Origin of the sequence: Marinovum sp., from assembly GCF_048263515.1 — a bacterium.
GTDB lineage: Bacteria > Pseudomonadota > Alphaproteobacteria > Rhodobacterales > Rhodobacteraceae > Marinovum.
Genome location: NZ_JBLXEC010000026.1, coordinates 37,404 through 52,894, shown reverse-complemented (window position 1 = coordinate 52,894; position 15,491 = coordinate 37,404). Strand labels below are relative to the sequence as shown.

The window sequence follows — 15,491 nt, the reverse complement described above, 5'->3', positions numbered from 1 at the left end:
GGTATCGAGCGGGTACGGGCCCGCTTCACGCTTACGATGGCGGCCTGCAATCTGGCAAGGCTGCCGAAACTGCTTGCTCCCTGACGAAGGAAGGCGCCGCCAGGACTGCCTGCCCATGATCCAGACTCAACAACATGCACGTAGAGCGAAACCGTTCCTAACGACAGCCTTTTTCAGCACCCTGCTGAGCCCGGCCCCGCGCGCCATCGCCGGCTGCAAAGTGCGGGACAAAAACGCAAAACGCCGGCCTGGGTGCCCCCCGACCGGCGTCTGCAAAAATACACGATTGGCGCAGATCAGCTCTCGCTGAGCGCCACCTTCATGTCCTTGACCTGATAGATCACCTCGCCATCGGCCTCGACGATACCGTCGGCCACGCCCATGGTCAGCCGGCGGGTCTGGATCGCCTTGGTGAAATCAATCTTGTAGGTCAGCATCTTGCGGTCGGGCCGCACCATGCCGGTCAGCTTGACCTCGCCGACGCCCAGCGCATAGCCGCGCCCCTGCCAGCCGCGCCAGCCAAGGTTGAAGCCGGTCAACTGCCACAACCCGTCAAGGCCGAGGCAGCCGGGCATGATCGGGTTGCCGGGGAAGTGGCAGTCAAAGAACCACAGGTCCGGGGTGATGTCGAATTCCGCCAGCACATGGCCCTTGCCATGGGCGCCGCCATCGGCCGAGATCTCGGTGATCCGGTCCATCATCAGCATCGGCGGTTCCGGCAATTGCGCATTGCCGGGGCCAAAGAGCTCGCCCCGCGCGCATTTCAGGAGATCGTCTTTGTCGAAGCTGCTGGGATAATCAGCCATTCAGGCGCCTTTCTCGAAGGGTCATCACATCGTTGATCCGGTCTAGCATCCCCTCCGCAGCCCATCAAGGCCGCCGCTTTTTCAGCGGCTTGACCGGCAATCCGGGGGCGATGAGAGCAGGCAGACATTGAAAAGCCGCCACGAACGCCTCTATATTGAAGCGGAGCAAGCAAGCGAGGCATGTGTATGACGTCCCCAGCGATCGACCGAGGCGCCGCGTGGCTGTCCGGGGCGGGCCTGCGCCCGACGCGGCAGCGGCTGACACTGGCCCAGCTTCTGGTGGGCGACGGCAAGAATCGCCATGTCACCGCCGAGAGCCTGTTTGCCAAGGTGCAGGACTGCGGTGAAAGCGTTTCGCTCGCCACCGTCTACAACACCCTGCGCGCCTTCTGCGACGCCGGGCTGATGCAGGAGGTGACGGTCGATGGCCAGAAAAGCTATTTCGATACCAACACCCATGACCACCCGCATTTCTTCTGGGAAGACGACGGTCTGCTGACCGATGCACCCGCCGACCAGCTCAAGATCGTGGCCCTGCCAGACGCCCCCGAGGGCGCCGAGATTGCCAGCGTCGACGTGGTGATCCGCCTGCGCCGCAAGGACAATTAGGCACGTCGCACCCGGCATTTCCCCATCTTGGCCGCAGTTCCGCCGCATTTCGGCGCAAAGCTGGCATTCAGGGGGCAGAGATATGCCGGAGGACACAATGCCGAAATTCGCACTCAAGACCGCGGGATCCTGGCTGCTGATGGCCGCAATGATTGCGCTCTTCTGCACCGCGAGCTGGCATCTTCTGGCCGGCGTGGCGCAAGCCCGGGTCGAAGGCCTGATGGCGGGCGGATGCATGATGTTCGGCGCGGTGACCCTCGCCTGGCTGCGGCTCTGGCTGAGCGACGCGCTCGAGGCCGGCGGCGAAGCCCGCACTTCGGTGCGCTGGGCCAGCGTCATGGAGCCCCGGGGCGGGTTGACCTCCTGACTTCGCGCCAAGTTGCCGAAAATTCTGCGGAAGGTTTCGGAGAATAGTCACAGATCTCCCCGGATATGCTGGTACCCGCGGCCGGACTCGAACCGGCACGGCCCAGGGGCCTGGAGATTTTAAGTCTCCTGTGTCTACCATTCCACCACGCGGGCTAGCGCGGCCGACCATAATGCCAGCCCGCACAAGGGAAAACCGCTAAATTCACCTAGAGATCGGTTTCGTCGTCCAAGGGCGGCAACTGGTCGAGAAACCGCCGCTCGGGCAGCCAGGGATTGAGCGCCAGAGCGCGCAGCAGATCGGCCCGCGCCGCCTCGGTCCGGCCGAGGGCCATCAACGTCAGCGCCCGACCGGTCAGCGCGCCCATGTGGCGCGGGCTCAGGGCGATCACCCGGTCGAGATCGACCAGCGCCGCCGGATAATCCCGCCGGATGAAGCTGATGAAACCGCGCTGGTTGTAGCCCTCGGCATAGTCCGGGCAATAGGCGATCAGCCGGTCGAAATCCTGCACCGCCCCCAGATAATCGAACGACGCCCGCCGCCGCAGCCCGCGATCGAGGATCTCCTGCGCGCGGGCATCCGGCGCATCGGCCCACAGCTCCCACATCCGGTTGACCACCCTCTGCGCGGCGGCCTCGCTCGGCGCGGCCTGCACCTCCTGGTACAGGGCATCGAGGCTGTCGCCGTGGTTCGGCGGGGCGGGGCAGGTCTCGGCCCGGGCCGTGAGTGGCAGCAGGACAAGCGCGGTCAGGATCAGGCGCAACATGGCCCCATGGTGCCACGGACGCGCCGTCGATCAAGTCACATCGCCGAGACCGCTTTCCTTGATCGCCTGCATCGCAACATAGGTCGAGGTGTTCGAGACATGCGGCAGGGTCGAGATCTTTTCGGCCAGCACCTTGCGATAAGCCCGCATGTCAGAGGTGCGCACCTTCATCAGATAGTCGAAATTGCCGGCGATCAGGTGACATTGCTCGATCTCGGGGATCTTCGCCACCGCCGCCGCAAAGGCCGCCAGCGCCGCCTCGCGCGTATCCTCGAGCCGGACCTCGACAAAGGCCACATGGTCGAGCCCCAGCCGGATCGGGTCCAGAAGCGCGCGGTAGCCGCGGATCACCCCGGCCTCTTCCAGCCGCCGGAGCCGCGCCTGGGTGGGCGATTTCGACAGCCCGATGCGCTTGGCGAGATCGGTGATCGAAATCCGGCCATCCTCGGCCAGAACGGTTACAATGGACCGGTCGAAGCGGTCGAGCTCTATCTGATCGGTTTGCACTGCAATCACCCTGAAAATCAACCTTTATCACCGCCAATAAAGCAAATATCGGGAAGAATGGCCAGCGCAAAGGCGATAACTTGCCCACATAGACAACCGGGGATTCGCATGACCAATACCGATCTTGCCGCGCTGCGGGCGCGCATCGACGATCTGACCTATGCCGACGAGGGCGAGATGATTGCACGGCTGGTCGAGACCGCCGCGCTGTCGCCCGAAGACCGCGCGCGCATCTCGGCGGCCGGTGCGTCGCTGGTGCGACGAATCCGCGACAGTTCTGACCCCGGCATGATGGAAGTGTTCCTTGCCGAATACGGTCTGTCGACCGACGAAGGCGTGGCGTTGATGTGTCTGGCCGAGGCGCTCTTGCGGGTGCCCGACCCCGAGACCATCGACGCGCTGATCGAGGACAAGATCGCGCCGTCTGACTGGGGTCGGCACATGGGCCATTCGACCTCGCCGCTGGTCAATGCGTCCACCTGGGCGCTGATGCTGACCGGTCGGGTGCTGCGCGAGGATGCCGAGCCCGGCCCGGTGGGCCACCTGCGCGCCGCCGTCAAACGCCTGGGCGAGCCGGTGATCCGCACCGCCGTCGGTCGCGCGATGAAGGAAATGGGCCGACAGTTCGTGCTGGGCGAGGATATTCGCGCCGCGATGAAACGCGCCTCTGCCATGGAGCAGAAGGGCTATACCTATTCCTACGACATGCTGGGCGAGTCCGCGCGCACCGACGCCGATGCCATGCGCTATCACGCCGCCTATGGCCGCGCGATCGAGGCGATTGCCAAGGGCTGCGTGCATGACGACGTGCGCCAGAACCCCGGCATCTCGGTCAAGCTCTCGGCCCTGCATCCCCGCTACGAAGAGGCGCAGAAGGACCGGGTTGCCGCCGAACTCTACCCCCGCCTGCGCGACCTGGCGCTGATGGCGCGGGCCCGCAAGATGGGGCTCAACATCGATGCCGAAGAGGCCGACCGCCTGTCGCTGTCGATGGACCTTGTCGAACGGCTGATGCGTGACCCCGGCCTTGCCGGCTGGGACGGTCTGGGCATCGTGGTACAGGCCTTCGGCCAGCGCTGCGGCGCGGTGCTGGAATACCTCTATGCCCTCGCCGAAGAGACCGACCGCCGGATCATGGTGCGGCTGGTGAAAGGCGCCTATTGGGACAGCGAGATCAAGCTGGCGCAGGTCGAGGGGCTGGGCGGTTTCCCGGTCTTTACCTCCAAACCCGCCACCGACGTGAGCTACATTGCCAACGCCTGCCGCCTGCTGGGCATGACCGACCGGATCTATCCGCAGTTCGCCACTCACAATGCGCATACCGTGGCTGCCGTGCTCGACATGGCCGAGGACAAGGATGCCTTCGAATTCCAGCGCCTGCACGGCATGGGCGAGGCGATGCATGACATCGTGCTCAAGGCCGAGGGCACGCGCTGCCGGGTCTATGCCCCGGTCGGCGCGCACAAGGACCTGCTGGCCTATCTGGTGCGTCGTCTGCTGGAAAACGGCGCCAACTCGTCCTTCGTCAACCAGATCGTCGACGAGAGCGTGCCGCCAGAGGTGGTCGCCCGCGATCCCTTTAACGCGCTTGGCGAGCCGCAGCCGCATCTGCCGCGCGGGCCCGAGCTTTATCAGCCAGAGCGCGTCAACTCGCGCGGCTGGGACCTGGCGCATCGCCCGACGCTCGCCGCCATCGACGCGGCCCGCGACCCCTTCAGGACCCACCAATGGCAGGCCGCCCCGCTGCTGGCGGGCGAGGCCAAACCGCAGGACGCCGCAGCCGTCACCAACCCGGCGCAACCGTCAGAAACCGTGGGCGAGGTCCGCTTTGCCAGCAAGGACGACTGCGAGACGGCGCTGGCCGGTGCAAGGCCTTGGGATGCCTCGCCGGCCGAGCGCGCCGGGGTGCTGAACAAGGCCGCCGACCTCTACGAGGCCAACTTCGGCGAGCTCTTCGCGCTGGTCGCCCGCGAGGCCGGCAAGACCCTGCCCGACGCCGTGGCCGAGCTGCGCGAAGCGGTGGATTTCCTGCGCTACTACGCCGCCAATGCGCCCGAAGCGCCGCCCGTCGGCACCTTCACCTGCATCAGCCCGTGGAACTTCCCGCTGGCGATCTTCACCGGCCAGGTCTCGGCCGCGCTTGCCGCCGGCAACGCGGTGCTGGCGAAACCCGCCGAACAGACGCCGCTGATCGCCGCCCGCGCCGTGGCGCTGCTGCACGAGGCGGGCGTGCCGCGCGAGGTGCTGCAATATCTGCCGGGCGCCGGTGACGTCGGCGCAGCGCTGACATCCGACGCACGCGTCGGCGGCGTGGCCTTTACCGGCTCGACCGATACCGCGCTGAAGATCCGCCGGGCCATGGCGGAAAACCTCGCCCCCGGCGCGCCGCTGATCGCCGAGACCGGCGGGCTCAATGCGATGATCGTCGACTCGACCGCCCTGCCCGAACAGGCGGTGCAGGCGATCATCGAAAGCGCCTTTCAATCCGCCGGCCAGCGCTGCTCGGCGCTGCGCTGCCTCTATGTGCAGCGCGACATCGCCGGCCCCTTCATCGAGATGCTGACCGGCGCGATGGAGGCCCTGAGGCCGGGACTGCCCTGGGACCCGTCGACCGATCTCGGCCCGGTGATCGACACCGAGGCACAAAGCGGTATCGCCGACTACATCGCCAAGGCCAAAGCCGACGGCCGGGTGATCAAGCAGATCACCGTGCCCAAGACCGGCCATTTCATCGCCCCCACCCTGCTGCGGGTGAACGGCATCGAAGAGATGCAGCGCGAGATCTTCGGCCCGGTGCTGCATTTCGCCACCTTCGAGGCGGATGAGCTCGACCGGGTGATCGACACGATCAATGCCACCGGCTACGGCCTGACCTTCGGCCTGCACACCCGCATCGACGACCGGGTGCAGCATGTGTCCGAGCGCATCCACGCCGGCAACATCTACGTCAACCGCAACCAGATCGGCGCCATCGTCGGCTCGCAACCCTTTGGCGGCGAGGGAATGTCCGGCACCGGCCCCAAGGCCGGCGGGCCGAACTACCTCACCCGCTACACCCGCCACCCGGCACCACAGACCGCAGCAGAGCCCGGCGCGCAGGTCGATCCCCTGGCCCTGCAGGAGGCGCTCAAGGCGCGGGACCTGCCCGCCCCGGAAACGCCGCTGTCACTGCCGGGCCCCACCGGCGAATCGAACCGGCTGACCGCCCTGCCTCGCCCGCCGCTGCTCTGCCTCGGGCCGGGGGACGCGGCCGCCCGGGCGCAGAAGGAAGCGGTCGAGGCGCTTGGCGGTGTCGGCATCCGCGTCGGCGGCGCGCTGCAGCCAGAGGCACTGACCACGCTCGCCGGGATCTCCGGCGCGCTCTGGTGGGGCGCGGGCGAAACGGCCCGCGCCTATGCCCGGGCCCTGTCGCGGCGCGACGGTCCGATCCTGCCGCTGATCACCGGAATGCCGGACAAGGGGCATGTGGCGCATGAACGCCATGTCTGCGTCGACACCACCGCGTCGGGCGGCAATGCGGCACTGCTCTCGGGAATGTCATGAGCGGCGCGTAAAGCCTTGACCTTCGGGGGGAAAGCCACAAGCTTCCCCCCATGTTCCCGATCCGTGATCACAACCCTTCCGGCCGCACGCCATTTGTCACCTATGGGTTGATGGCGCTGAACATCCTTGTCTATCTGCATTACGTCGACATGGACGACCGGACCCTGTCGTTCTTCTACTGGGAATACGCGCTGATCCCCGCCCGGGTCAGCGCCGGGGAGGGCATGCTGGGGCTGGTCAGCTCGATGTTCCTGCACGGCGGCTTTCTGCACCTGGCCGGCAACATGCTGTTTCTCTTCATCTTCGGTGACAATATCGAAGACGAGATGGGGCATTTCCCCTACCTCGTCTTCTATCTGGTCTGCGGGTTGGCGGCCTCGGCCCTGCAATGGGCCAGCGCGCCGCAATCCATGGTGCCGGTCGTCGGTGCCTCGGGGGCGATTGCCGGGGTGATGGGCGGATATCTCCTGCTCTACCCCAAGGCCAAGGTCGACATCCTGATCATCTTCGTGATCTTCTTCAAGGTCTTCCCCCTGCCCGCCTGGATCATCCTGAGCCTGTGGTTCGCGCTGCAGCTGTTCGGCGGCTTCGGCACCCCGGGCGACGAAGGCGGCGTGGCCTATTGGGCCCATGCCGGCGGCTTCATCGCCGGCGCGCTGCTCTGCCTGCCACTGTGGATGCGCCTTGGCGGGCCGCGCTACTGGGCCAGAACCGAGGGCCACCCGCCGCACCCGGATGCGACATACCCGCTGTCGCGCAGCTCGATCCCCCGCGCCGGGCGCAAGCGCTGATCAGGTCAGCGCGCGGGTGATCATCACCCCGGCCCAGGCGGCAAAGCCGGTCAGGAAGATGCCCCAGCTCAGATCGGTCAGCACCATCGGCCAGGACCAGCCCTTGAGCGTGGCGAGATTGGTGAATTCATAGGTGCCATAAGCCAGCGCCCCCAGAAACGCCCCGCCCAGCGCCGCCTGCCCCGGCGCATTGTCGCGCAGCGCCGGCAGGCTCACGAACCAGAGCACCCCGGCGACGTAGAACAGGTAGAAGACCAGCGCCGGCACGAAGCGAAAGCTCTCGACCAGCAGATCGCCGACATGGCGTTCGAACACCGGCCGGATTAGAAACCGCAGCCCGATGACATCGAGACCGAGAAAGACCAGGGCGGTCGAGAGATAAAGAATGAGCATCTGCATGCGGCGAAGATAGGCCGCGCGGCGGCAATGACCAGTGCGCTAGCTCCCGCGCGCCTCGGCCAGCGCCTCGGGCAGGGCCGAGGCCAGGGCATCGAGCATCTCCGGCGTGCCGGCGCTGATCCTGATGCATCGATCCTCGGGCGCCACGAAGGGCATGCGCACGAAGATGCCCCGCGCCAGTAGCGCCGCCAGCACCTTGCGGGCGAACACCCCGTCGGCCCCGCAATCCACTGTCACGAAATTGGTGGCCGAGGCCAGCGGCTCCAGCGCATTGTCCCTTGCAATCGCTGCGATCCTGTCACGTGCTGCGGCCACCTCGCCCTGCACATGCGCCAGCCAGTCGCGGTCCCGCAACGCCGCCAGCGCGCCGATCTGTGCGGTCCGGTTCATCCCGAAATGGTTGCGCACTTTCTCGTAGGCGGCAATCACCTCGGCGGGCCCGAGCGCATAGCCCACCCTTGCGCCGGCCATGCCATGCGCCTTGGAAAAGGTCCTGAACCGCAGCACCGCCGGATCCTCGATGTCGGCATCCGGCACCGACCCCTCCGGCGCAAACTCGACATAGGCCTCGTCCAGCACCAGCACACAGCCCTCCGGCAGCGCCGCGATCATTTCCTCGACCCGGCCGGCCTCGAGCCAGGTGCCCATAGGATTGTCCGGATTGGCCAGGTAGATCAGCTTGGCGCCGACCTCGCGCGCCTTGGCCACCAGCGCCTCGGGGTCCTCGTGATCGTCGCGATAAGGCACCTTGTGCAGGGTGCCGCCATAGCCCGCCACATGATAGTTGAAGGTCGGATAGGCCCCCTCGGAGGTCACCACCTGATCCCCAGCCCCCACCATCAGCCTGACAGTGGAATCGAGGAGCCCGTCGATCCCGGCACCGATGACGATATTCCCCGGCCCGACCCCCAGATCCTCGGCCAGCGCATGCCGCAAATCGTAGCTGGTGCTGTCACCGTATTTCCAGGTCTCACTTGCTGCCGCCTGCATCGCCGCCACCGCCTCGGGCGAGGGTCCAAAGACACTCTCGTTCGCGCCCAGCCTGGCAACAAAGGGCGCCCCCCGGTCACGCTCCATCTGTTCCGGCCCGACAAAAGGCACGGTGGGCGGCAGGGCATCGACAATCGGGGTGAAACGCGGGCCTCTCATGGCGTCAGACGTATCGCAGAGGGACGACCCGATGCAAGAGCGCGCCAACCCGGCGATGCACCAAGCCGCATCCGAAAGGCGGCGTATTTTGGAAAGAGAAGAAGACCCTGTCGCTTCTTCTCTTTGGCAAATACGCCGCACGACGCCGGACAAGGCGCACATACCACGGTCAGAGGGCGTCACGTCGGTCCTTGGCGGAAAATGGGCGCGCGGAAGCGCTCATTTTGAACAGGCGCGGTGGGGAGAGGCCGGATCGAAGACGGGCCCGGCCGCACCGTTCACGGCAATGTGGCAAAGGGCGCTTGACCCTCACCGCCCCTTTGACCACTTTCCGCGCGAAACGAGGAACCCCGATGCGCAGAGACAGCCCAAGCCAGAAAACCAGAACCCCGGCGCCCTTTGCGGCCTTCGAGTGGATGATCGCCTGGCGCTACCTGCGCGCCAAGCGCGCCGAAGGCGGGGTCAGCGTGATGACCTGGATCAGCCTGATCGGCATCACCCTCGCGGTCTTTGCCCTGATCGCCACCCTCGCCGTGCGCTCGGGCTTCCGCGAGGAATTCGTCGACACCATCGTCGGCACCAATGCCCATGTGACCGTCTACTACCAGCAGGAGGTCAACGAGTTCGGCCAGATCGAACGCACGATCTCGGATTACGAGGCCCTGCAGGCGCGCGTCGCCAAGCTCGATTTCGTCACCCGCGCCGCGCCGCTGATCAAGGGCCAGGTCATGGCGACCGCCAATGGCCGCAATTCCGGGGTCGAGGTTTTCGGCATCACCGCCTCCGATCTCGCCACCATCCCCCGCATCGCCAATCCCGAGGCCAGCCAGGGCGACATCGCTGACTTCGGCAGCGGGATCGCCATCGGTTCCGGCGTGGCGCGCGAGCTCGGGGTCACCGTGGGCGACCGGCTCAAGCTGATCTCGCCAGACGGGGTCAAGACGCCCTTCGGCACCTCGCCCCGGGTTCAGGCCTATGAAATCGCCTATGTCTTCACCGCCGGGCGCTATGACATCGACCGCACCCGCATCTACATGCCCTTTGCCGAGGCGCAGAGCTATTTCAACCGCGAGGGCGTGGCCGACGAGCTCGAGGTCATGGTCAAGGACCCCGACGAGGTCGACACCCACGCGCTGCCGCTGCTGGAAGCCGCCGGCGACCGGGCGCTGGTCTGGACCTGGCGCGACGCCAGCGGCGCCTTCCTGCGCGCGCTGGAGATAGAGGACAACGTCATGTTCGTGATCCTCGCCATCCTCGTGCTGATCGCCGCGATGAACATCGTCTCGGGGCTGATCATGCTGGTCAAGAACAAGGGCCGCGACATCGGCATCCTGCGCACCATGGGCCTGTCAGAGGGCTCGGTGCTGCGCGTTTTCTTCATCTGCGGCGCCTTTACCGGACTGATCGGCACGGTGCTGGGGGTGATCCTCGGCAGCCTGTTTGCGGTCTACGTCGACACGATCTTTTCCGTGGTGAATTACGTCGCCGGCGGCGGCGTCTGGGATCCGTCGATCCGCGGGCTCTATTCGGTCCCGGCCAAGCTCGAGCTTTCCGACGTGATCTCGGCGGTGACCCTGTCGTTGGGGCTGTCCTTCGTGGTCACCATCTTCCCCGCCCGCCGCGCGGCGCGGCTCAACCCGGTGGAGGCGCTGCGTTATGAGTGACCCGGTGCTGGCGCTCGAAGGCGTCGAAAAGACCTACAACAAGGGCCGCGAGACCGAGGTCGCGGTGCTCAAGGGCATCGACCTGAGCCTCGCCCCCGGAGAGATCGTGGCGCTGGTGGCGCCCTCGGGGGCGGGCAAGTCGACGCTGCTGCACATCGCGGGGCTGCTGGATGTGGCCGATGCCGGCTCGGTCAGGATCGCCGGGCAGGAGATGACCCGTCTGAGTGACCGCAGGCGCACCGCCGCGCGGCGGCGCGACGTGGGGTTTGTCTACCAGTTCCACCACCTGCTGCCGGAGTTCACCGCGCAAGAGAACGTCGTCCTGCCGCAGCTGGCCAACGGCGTGCCGCGGGGCGAGGCCGATGCGCGCGCGGCAGAGCTGCTGGGTTCGGTCGGGCTGACCGGGCGGGCCGATCACCGTCCCGGCGCGCTCTCGGGTGGCGAGCAGCAACGGGTGGCCTTCTGCCGGGCACTGGCCAACCAGCCGCGGCTTCTGCTGGCGGATGAGCCCACCGGCAACCTCGATCCCGCCACCTCCGACACGGTGTTCGACGCCCTGATGCGGCTGGTGCGGGAGACCGGGCTGTCGGCGCTGATCGCCACGCACAATCTGGAGCTCGCGGCGCGGATGGACCGGCAGGTGCGGATGACCGACGGGCATCTCGCCCCCGCTTGATTGCGCGCACCGCTACCCCGGCCTCCGCGCCGGGGCCTCACCGCCAACGTCCACCCGGGGAGGTCCCGGCGCGGGGGCCGGGACGCGCGGGTCCGGGCCGTGCTGGCGAAATCTTTACCTGACAGATGCACGGAGCGGCCTATCCTGCAGGGAAACCGCTACCTCTGTTGGGGGCCCGATGTATCACCGATCCCACGACCGCCCCGTCGGCCGCGCGCCAAATTACACCGCCGCCTGCGTGGTGATGTTCGGCGTCAACCTGATCTGGGTGCTGGTGGCGCTGCTGGCGGCCTTTGGACTGGCGGCGGTACTGCTAGCCGGGCTGGCGCTGAACGGCTGGATCAGCTGGCTGGCGGCGCGGCGGCGCTGATCACCTGCGTTGCGGCCTGGATGCCGCCGGGGCGGTGCGGGATCGCCAGCGCCGCGAGGCCGGCCTCGATCGCCCCCAGAACGCCCAGCACCATGTGAGAATTGACGTGGCCCATGTGGCCGATGCGGAAGAAGCCGTGGCGTTCCTCGCTGTCGGGCGGCGCCATGCCGAGGCCGATGCCCAGGGTCACCCCGGCGTTCTGCTCGCACCAGTCACGCAATCGCTGGCCCTGCGGCGAAGTCAGGGCAAGCGCCGTGACCGCGTGGCTGCGATGCGCCGGATCGGCGATGTTGAGCCGCAGCGGCCCCTCCTGCCCCCAATGTTCGACCGCGGCCCAGATCGCCCGGGCCAGGGTGGCATGGCGGTGCCAGATCGCCTCCATCCCCTCTGCCATCATCATGTCGAGCGCCACCCGCAGCCCGTAGAGATGCAGCGTCGGGGCGGTGCCGCCGAAATACTGGTAATATTGCTCCGGATTGGCGCGCGGCGCCCAGTCCCAGTAGCGCGACACACGCTCGGGCCGATGCGCCGCGGCCTTGGGCGAGAAAAAGACGAACCCCATGCCCGGCGGCACCATCAGTCCCTTCTGGCTGCCGGTGACCATCACGTCGACGCCCCAGGCGTCCATCTCGAAGCGGTCGCAGCCCAGCGAGGCCACGCAATCGGCCATCAGGAGCGCCGGGTGCCCGGCGGCATCCATCGCGGCACGCAGGCCGGGGATGTCGTTGCGCACCGAGGTGGCGGTGTCGACATGCACCGCCAGCACCGCCTTGATGCGGCCGTGCGGGTCGTCGCGCAGCCGGTCTTCGATGCGGGTCAGGTCGAAGGGGCTCTGCAGGCCGAAGTCGATGATCTCGACCTCGATGCCCAGCCCCTCGGCCATCTCGGCCCAGCCGTGCGAGAACCGCCCCGTCGCCGGCACCAGCACCAGATCGCCGGGCGCCACCACATTGGCCAGCGCCGCTTCCCAAGCGCCGTGGCCGTTGCAGATATACATCGCAAGGTGATGCTCGGTCCGGGCGACGCGGCGCAGGTCGGTCACGAGGCCACGGGTCAGATCGACGATCTCGCCTTCGTAGATATTGACCGAAGAGCGGTGCATGGCGCGCTGCACCGCGTCAGGCGTTTCCGAGGGGCCGGGAATGGCCCGATAGCTGCGGCCGTTTGCGAGGGTCATGTAGGCGTCTCCGTGGATCGAGCCGCAGCTAACCCCGGCAAGCCACCGCCGTCAATCGCGACCGCCATGCTTGCCAGCGCGGCGGCTGTCGCCTAAACCCGCGCCAGTGAAACCCTTGGGGCGGCACAGGGCCGGATTGTCGATGATCAAGAAGATGATGACCTGGTTGGAGGACCGCAACCGCAAGTTCAGCCGGTCTTTCGGCAAGGATATCTCGACCCCCGAAGGGCGGTTCTGGGGCAATGTGCATTCCCACGTTGTCGACCATGCCTTCCTGCGCGTCCTCTGGACCAACTTCTTCGAGATCGCCCCCGGCGTCTATCGCTCGAACCACCCCGGCCCGCGGCGTTTGAAACGCTACAAGGATCTGGGCATCAAGACGGTGGTGACCCTGCGCGGCGAGGAGAAGTTCGCGCACTACCTTTTCGAGAAAGAGACCTGTGAAGCTCTGGGCATGGATTTCCGCGTCACCAAGCTCTGGGCCCGCAATGCCACCAAGCGCGACCGGCTGCTGGCCGTGCTCGACACGTTTCGCGATATCGAGAAACCCTTTGTCTTTCACTGCAAATCCGGTGCCGACCGCGCCGGCATTGTTGCGGCGATGTACCTGATGGTGTTCGAAGGCGTGCCGGTGGAAGAGGCGCGCAAGCAGCTGTCGATGCGCTATCTGCACATGAAATGGACCAAGACCGGGGTGCAGGACTACATCCTCTCGGTCTACGAGGCGCGCAAGAATGCCGAACCGATCGGCTTTGAAGACTGGCTGCGCACCGAATACCGCGCCGCTCGGCTGAACGAGGCCTGGGACGCGAAAAAGACGCCCGCCGAGACCGCGCAGATGCTGCGCGACCGGAAAGACGACGCGTGAGCGAGGCCCCGCCAAATTCGCGCGGCTTGCTGCTCTGGCTCTGGCGGCGCTACCTGCGCAAGCACACCTGGCTCATGGCGCTGGCGCTGGTCTTCATGGCGATCGAAGGCGGCATGTATGGCGCCATCAGCTACATGATGAAGCCGATGTTCGACGTGGTCTTCATCGGCGGCGAGGGTGACAAGCTGATCCTCGTGGGGCTGGTGATCCTCGGCATCTTTGCCCTGCGCGCAGCGGCCTCGGTGGTGCAGAAGGTGGTGCTGACACGGCTGTCGCAGGTCACCGCCGGCGACATCCGCACCGACCTCGTGGACCATCTGATGACGCTGGAGGGCCGCTTTCACCAGAGCCATTCGCCGGGCTACCTGATGCAGCGGATCGAGGGCGACGTCGGCTCGATCAACAAGGTCTGGCGGACGCTGGTCACCGGCGCCGGGCGCGACGTGATCGCGCTGGTCTCGCTCTTCGGCGTGGCCCTGGCGATCGACTGGCGCTGGACGCTTCTGGCTCTGATCGGCGTGCCGATCATGGTGGTGCCGGTGGTGGTGCTGCAGCGCTATGTCCGCCACCACGCCCGCAAGGCGCGCGACGTGGCGGCCAGCCTCTCGGTGCGGCTCAACGAGATCTTTCACGGCATCGTGCCGATCAAGCTCAACCGGCTCGAAAAGTACCAGTCGCAGCGCTATTCCAAGCTGACCGACACGCGGATCAAGGTCGAGATCAAGTCGGCGCTGGGTCAGGCGCTGATCCCCGGCATGGTCGACCTGATGGCCGGTGTCGGGTTTTTCGGCGTGCTGCTCTATGGCGGCCGCGAGATCATCGACGGCACCAAGACCGTGGGCGATTTCATGGCCTATTTCACCGCGCTGGGCCTGGCCTTCGAGCCGCTGCGGCGTTTGGGTGCAGTGTCGGGCGTCTGGCAGGTGGCGGCGGCGGCGATCGAGCGTTTGCGCGAGCTGATGGAGACCAAGCCCGGCCTGACCTCGCCCGCGAACCCCAAGCCGGCGCCGCAGGGCGCGCCGGAGATCGTGCTGGAAGACGTGCACCTGGCCTACGGCGATGCGCCGGTATTGCGCGGCGCCTCGCTGGTGGCCGAGGCGGGCAAGACCACGGCGCTGGTCGGGGCTTCCGGCGCTGGCAAGTCCACCGTCTTCAACCTGATCACCCGGCTGGTCGACGTGCAGACCGGTCGGGTCACCATCGGCGGCACCGACGTGCGCGAGATGGACGTGGCGGCGGTGCGCGGGCTGTTCTCGGTGGTGAGCCAGGAGGCGCTGCTGTTTGATGAGAGCCTGCGCGACAATATCGTGCTCGACGGCCGCGAAGTCAGCGAGGACCGGCTGAACGCGGCGCTCGAGGCGGCCCATGTGGCGGATTTCCTGCCGCGGCTGGCCGATGGGCTCGACAGCCCGGCGGGACCCCGCGGCTCGAACCTGTCCGGTGGCCAGCGGCAGCGGGTGGCGATTGCCCGCGCGGTGCTGCGCGACCGGCCGATCCTGCTGCTCGACGAGGCGACCTCGGCGCTGGATACGGCATCAGAAGCGCTGGTTCAGGAGGCGCTCGACCGGCTGGCGCGCGGGCGCACCACGCTGGTGATCGCGCATCGGCTGTCGACCGTGCGCAATGCCGACAAGATCGTCGTCATGGACCAGGGGCGGGTTGTCGAGGAAGGCACTCACGAGGCGCTGCTGGACCAGGGCGGCGTCTATGCCGGGCTTTACCGGATGCAGGACGGGCTTTAGGTCTGGCTGCGGATTTGGGGGCTCTGCCCCCGGCCTGTGGCCTCCCCCGAGGGTATT

At 66.9% G+C, this 15,491-nt stretch carries 15 protein-coding genes and 1 tRNA gene; 9 read left to right on the top strand and 7 right to left on the bottom strand.

The window, feature by feature from the left end; genetic code table 11:
- Positions 1 to 296: 296 nt before the first annotated feature.
- Positions 297 to 806 carry a bifunctional 3-hydroxydecanoyl-ACP dehydratase/trans-2-decenoyl-ACP isomerase gene (fabA, locus tag ACN0SE_RS18355; RefSeq protein ID WP_417525979.1) on the bottom strand — a complete coding sequence of 170 codons (510 nt, stop codon included), beginning with the start codon at positions 804 to 806 and terminating at the stop codon, positions 297 to 299.
- A gap of 186 nt (positions 807 to 992) precedes the next feature.
- On the opposite strand from fabA, the gene irrA reads away from it, so the two are divergent.
- Complete coding sequence (gene irrA / locus ACN0SE_RS18350) at positions 993 to 1,415, top strand: iron response transcriptional regulator IrrA (protein ID WP_417525982.1); 423 nt, start codon at positions 993 to 995, stop codon at positions 1,413 to 1,415.
- 97 nt (positions 1,416 to 1,512) lie between these two features.
- On the top strand, positions 1,513 to 1,782 hold the full coding sequence (locus ACN0SE_RS18345; protein WP_417525978.1) for a hypothetical protein: 270 nt from the start codon (positions 1,513 to 1,515) through the stop codon (positions 1,780 to 1,782).
- 69 nt (positions 1,783 to 1,851) lie between these two features.
- Here the strand turns inward: ACN0SE_RS18345 and ACN0SE_RS18340 are convergent.
- The 3 genes from ACN0SE_RS18340 to ACN0SE_RS18330 all read right to left on the bottom strand — a co-directional run bounded on the left by ACN0SE_RS18340 (position 1,852) and on the right by ACN0SE_RS18330 (position 3,055).
- A tRNA-Leu gene (locus ACN0SE_RS18340) sits at positions 1,852 to 1,937 on the bottom strand.
- Positions 1,938 to 1,990: 53 nt separating this feature from the next.
- A complete protein-coding gene (locus ACN0SE_RS18335) occupies positions 1,991 to 2,548 on the bottom strand; it encodes a tetratricopeptide repeat protein (RefSeq protein WP_417525977.1) in 558 nt (185 codons plus the stop codon).
- Positions 2,549 to 2,578: 30 nt separating this feature from the next.
- Positions 2,579 to 3,055 carry an Lrp/AsnC family transcriptional regulator gene (locus ACN0SE_RS18330; protein ID WP_417525976.1) on the bottom strand — a complete coding sequence of 159 codons (477 nt, stop codon included), beginning with the start codon at positions 3,053 to 3,055 and terminating at the stop codon, positions 2,579 to 2,581.
- A 108-nt stretch (positions 3,056 to 3,163) separates the two neighbouring features.
- On the opposite strand from ACN0SE_RS18330, the gene putA reads away from it, so the two are divergent.
- Both putA and ACN0SE_RS18320 read left to right on the top strand, forming a co-directional pair.
- Positions 3,164 to 6,598, top strand: a complete 3,435-nt coding sequence (gene putA, locus ACN0SE_RS18325; RefSeq protein ID WP_417525975.1) for a bifunctional proline dehydrogenase/L-glutamate gamma-semialdehyde dehydrogenase PutA — start codon at positions 3,164 to 3,166, stop codon at positions 6,596 to 6,598.
- Positions 6,599 to 6,648: 50 nt separating this feature from the next.
- Positions 6,649 to 7,389, top strand: coding sequence for a rhomboid family intramembrane serine protease (locus tag ACN0SE_RS18320; RefSeq protein ID WP_417525974.1), 741 nt, complete (start codon positions 6,649 to 6,651; stop codon positions 7,387 to 7,389).
- Here the strand turns inward: ACN0SE_RS18320 and ACN0SE_RS18315 are convergent, their stop codons facing one another.
- Both ACN0SE_RS18315 and ACN0SE_RS18310 read right to left on the bottom strand, forming a co-directional pair.
- Entirely contained in the window at positions 7,390 to 7,788 is a 399-nt protein-coding gene (locus ACN0SE_RS18315; RefSeq protein ID WP_417525973.1) for a DUF2177 family protein, read from the bottom strand.
- A 39-nt stretch (positions 7,789 to 7,827) separates the two neighbouring features.
- Positions 7,828 to 8,937: a pyridoxal phosphate-dependent aminotransferase gene (locus ACN0SE_RS18310; RefSeq protein ID WP_417525972.1), complete on the bottom strand. Its 1,110-nt coding sequence runs from the start codon at positions 8,935 to 8,937 to the stop codon at positions 7,828 to 7,830.
- Positions 8,938 to 9,290: 353 nt separating this feature from the next.
- On the opposite strand from ACN0SE_RS18310, the gene ACN0SE_RS18305 reads away from it, so the two are divergent.
- The 3 genes from ACN0SE_RS18305 (at position 9,291) to ACN0SE_RS18295 (ending at position 11,647) form a co-directional block, all read left to right on the top strand.
- Positions 9,291 to 10,601, top strand: coding sequence for a lipoprotein-releasing ABC transporter permease subunit (locus ACN0SE_RS18305; RefSeq protein WP_417525971.1), 1,311 nt, complete (start codon positions 9,291 to 9,293; stop codon positions 10,599 to 10,601).
- Positions 10,594 to 11,277, top strand: a complete 684-nt coding sequence (locus tag ACN0SE_RS18300; protein ID WP_417525970.1) for an ABC transporter ATP-binding protein — start codon at positions 10,594 to 10,596, stop codon at positions 11,275 to 11,277. Before ACN0SE_RS18305 ends, ACN0SE_RS18300 begins: the two co-directional genes overlap by 8 nt.
- 178 nt (positions 11,278 to 11,455) lie before the next feature.
- Positions 11,456 to 11,647, top strand: a complete 192-nt coding sequence (locus tag ACN0SE_RS18295) for a hypothetical protein (protein ID WP_417525969.1) — start codon at positions 11,456 to 11,458, stop codon at positions 11,645 to 11,647.
- Here the strand turns inward: ACN0SE_RS18295 and ACN0SE_RS18290 are convergent.
- On the bottom strand, positions 11,619 to 12,824 hold the full coding sequence (locus ACN0SE_RS18290; RefSeq protein WP_417525968.1) for a pyridoxal-phosphate-dependent aminotransferase family protein: 1,206 nt from the start codon (positions 12,822 to 12,824) through the stop codon (positions 11,619 to 11,621). The genes ACN0SE_RS18295 and ACN0SE_RS18290 overlap by 29 nt on opposite strands.
- A 142-nt stretch (positions 12,825 to 12,966) precedes the next feature.
- On the opposite strand from ACN0SE_RS18290, the gene ACN0SE_RS18285 reads away from it, so the two are divergent.
- Both ACN0SE_RS18285 and ACN0SE_RS18280 read left to right on the top strand, forming a co-directional pair.
- On the top strand, positions 12,967 to 13,692 hold the full coding sequence (locus ACN0SE_RS18285) for a tyrosine-protein phosphatase (RefSeq protein WP_417525967.1): 726 nt from the start codon (positions 12,967 to 12,969) through the stop codon (positions 13,690 to 13,692).
- Positions 13,689 to 15,434 (top strand): ABC transporter ATP-binding protein, encoded by a 1,746-nt coding sequence (locus ACN0SE_RS18280; RefSeq protein ID WP_417525966.1) that lies wholly within the window; start codon positions 13,689 to 13,691, stop codon positions 15,432 to 15,434. The genes ACN0SE_RS18285 and ACN0SE_RS18280 overlap by 4 nt, the downstream gene beginning before the upstream one ends.
- Positions 15,435 to 15,491: the final 57 nt, after the last annotated feature.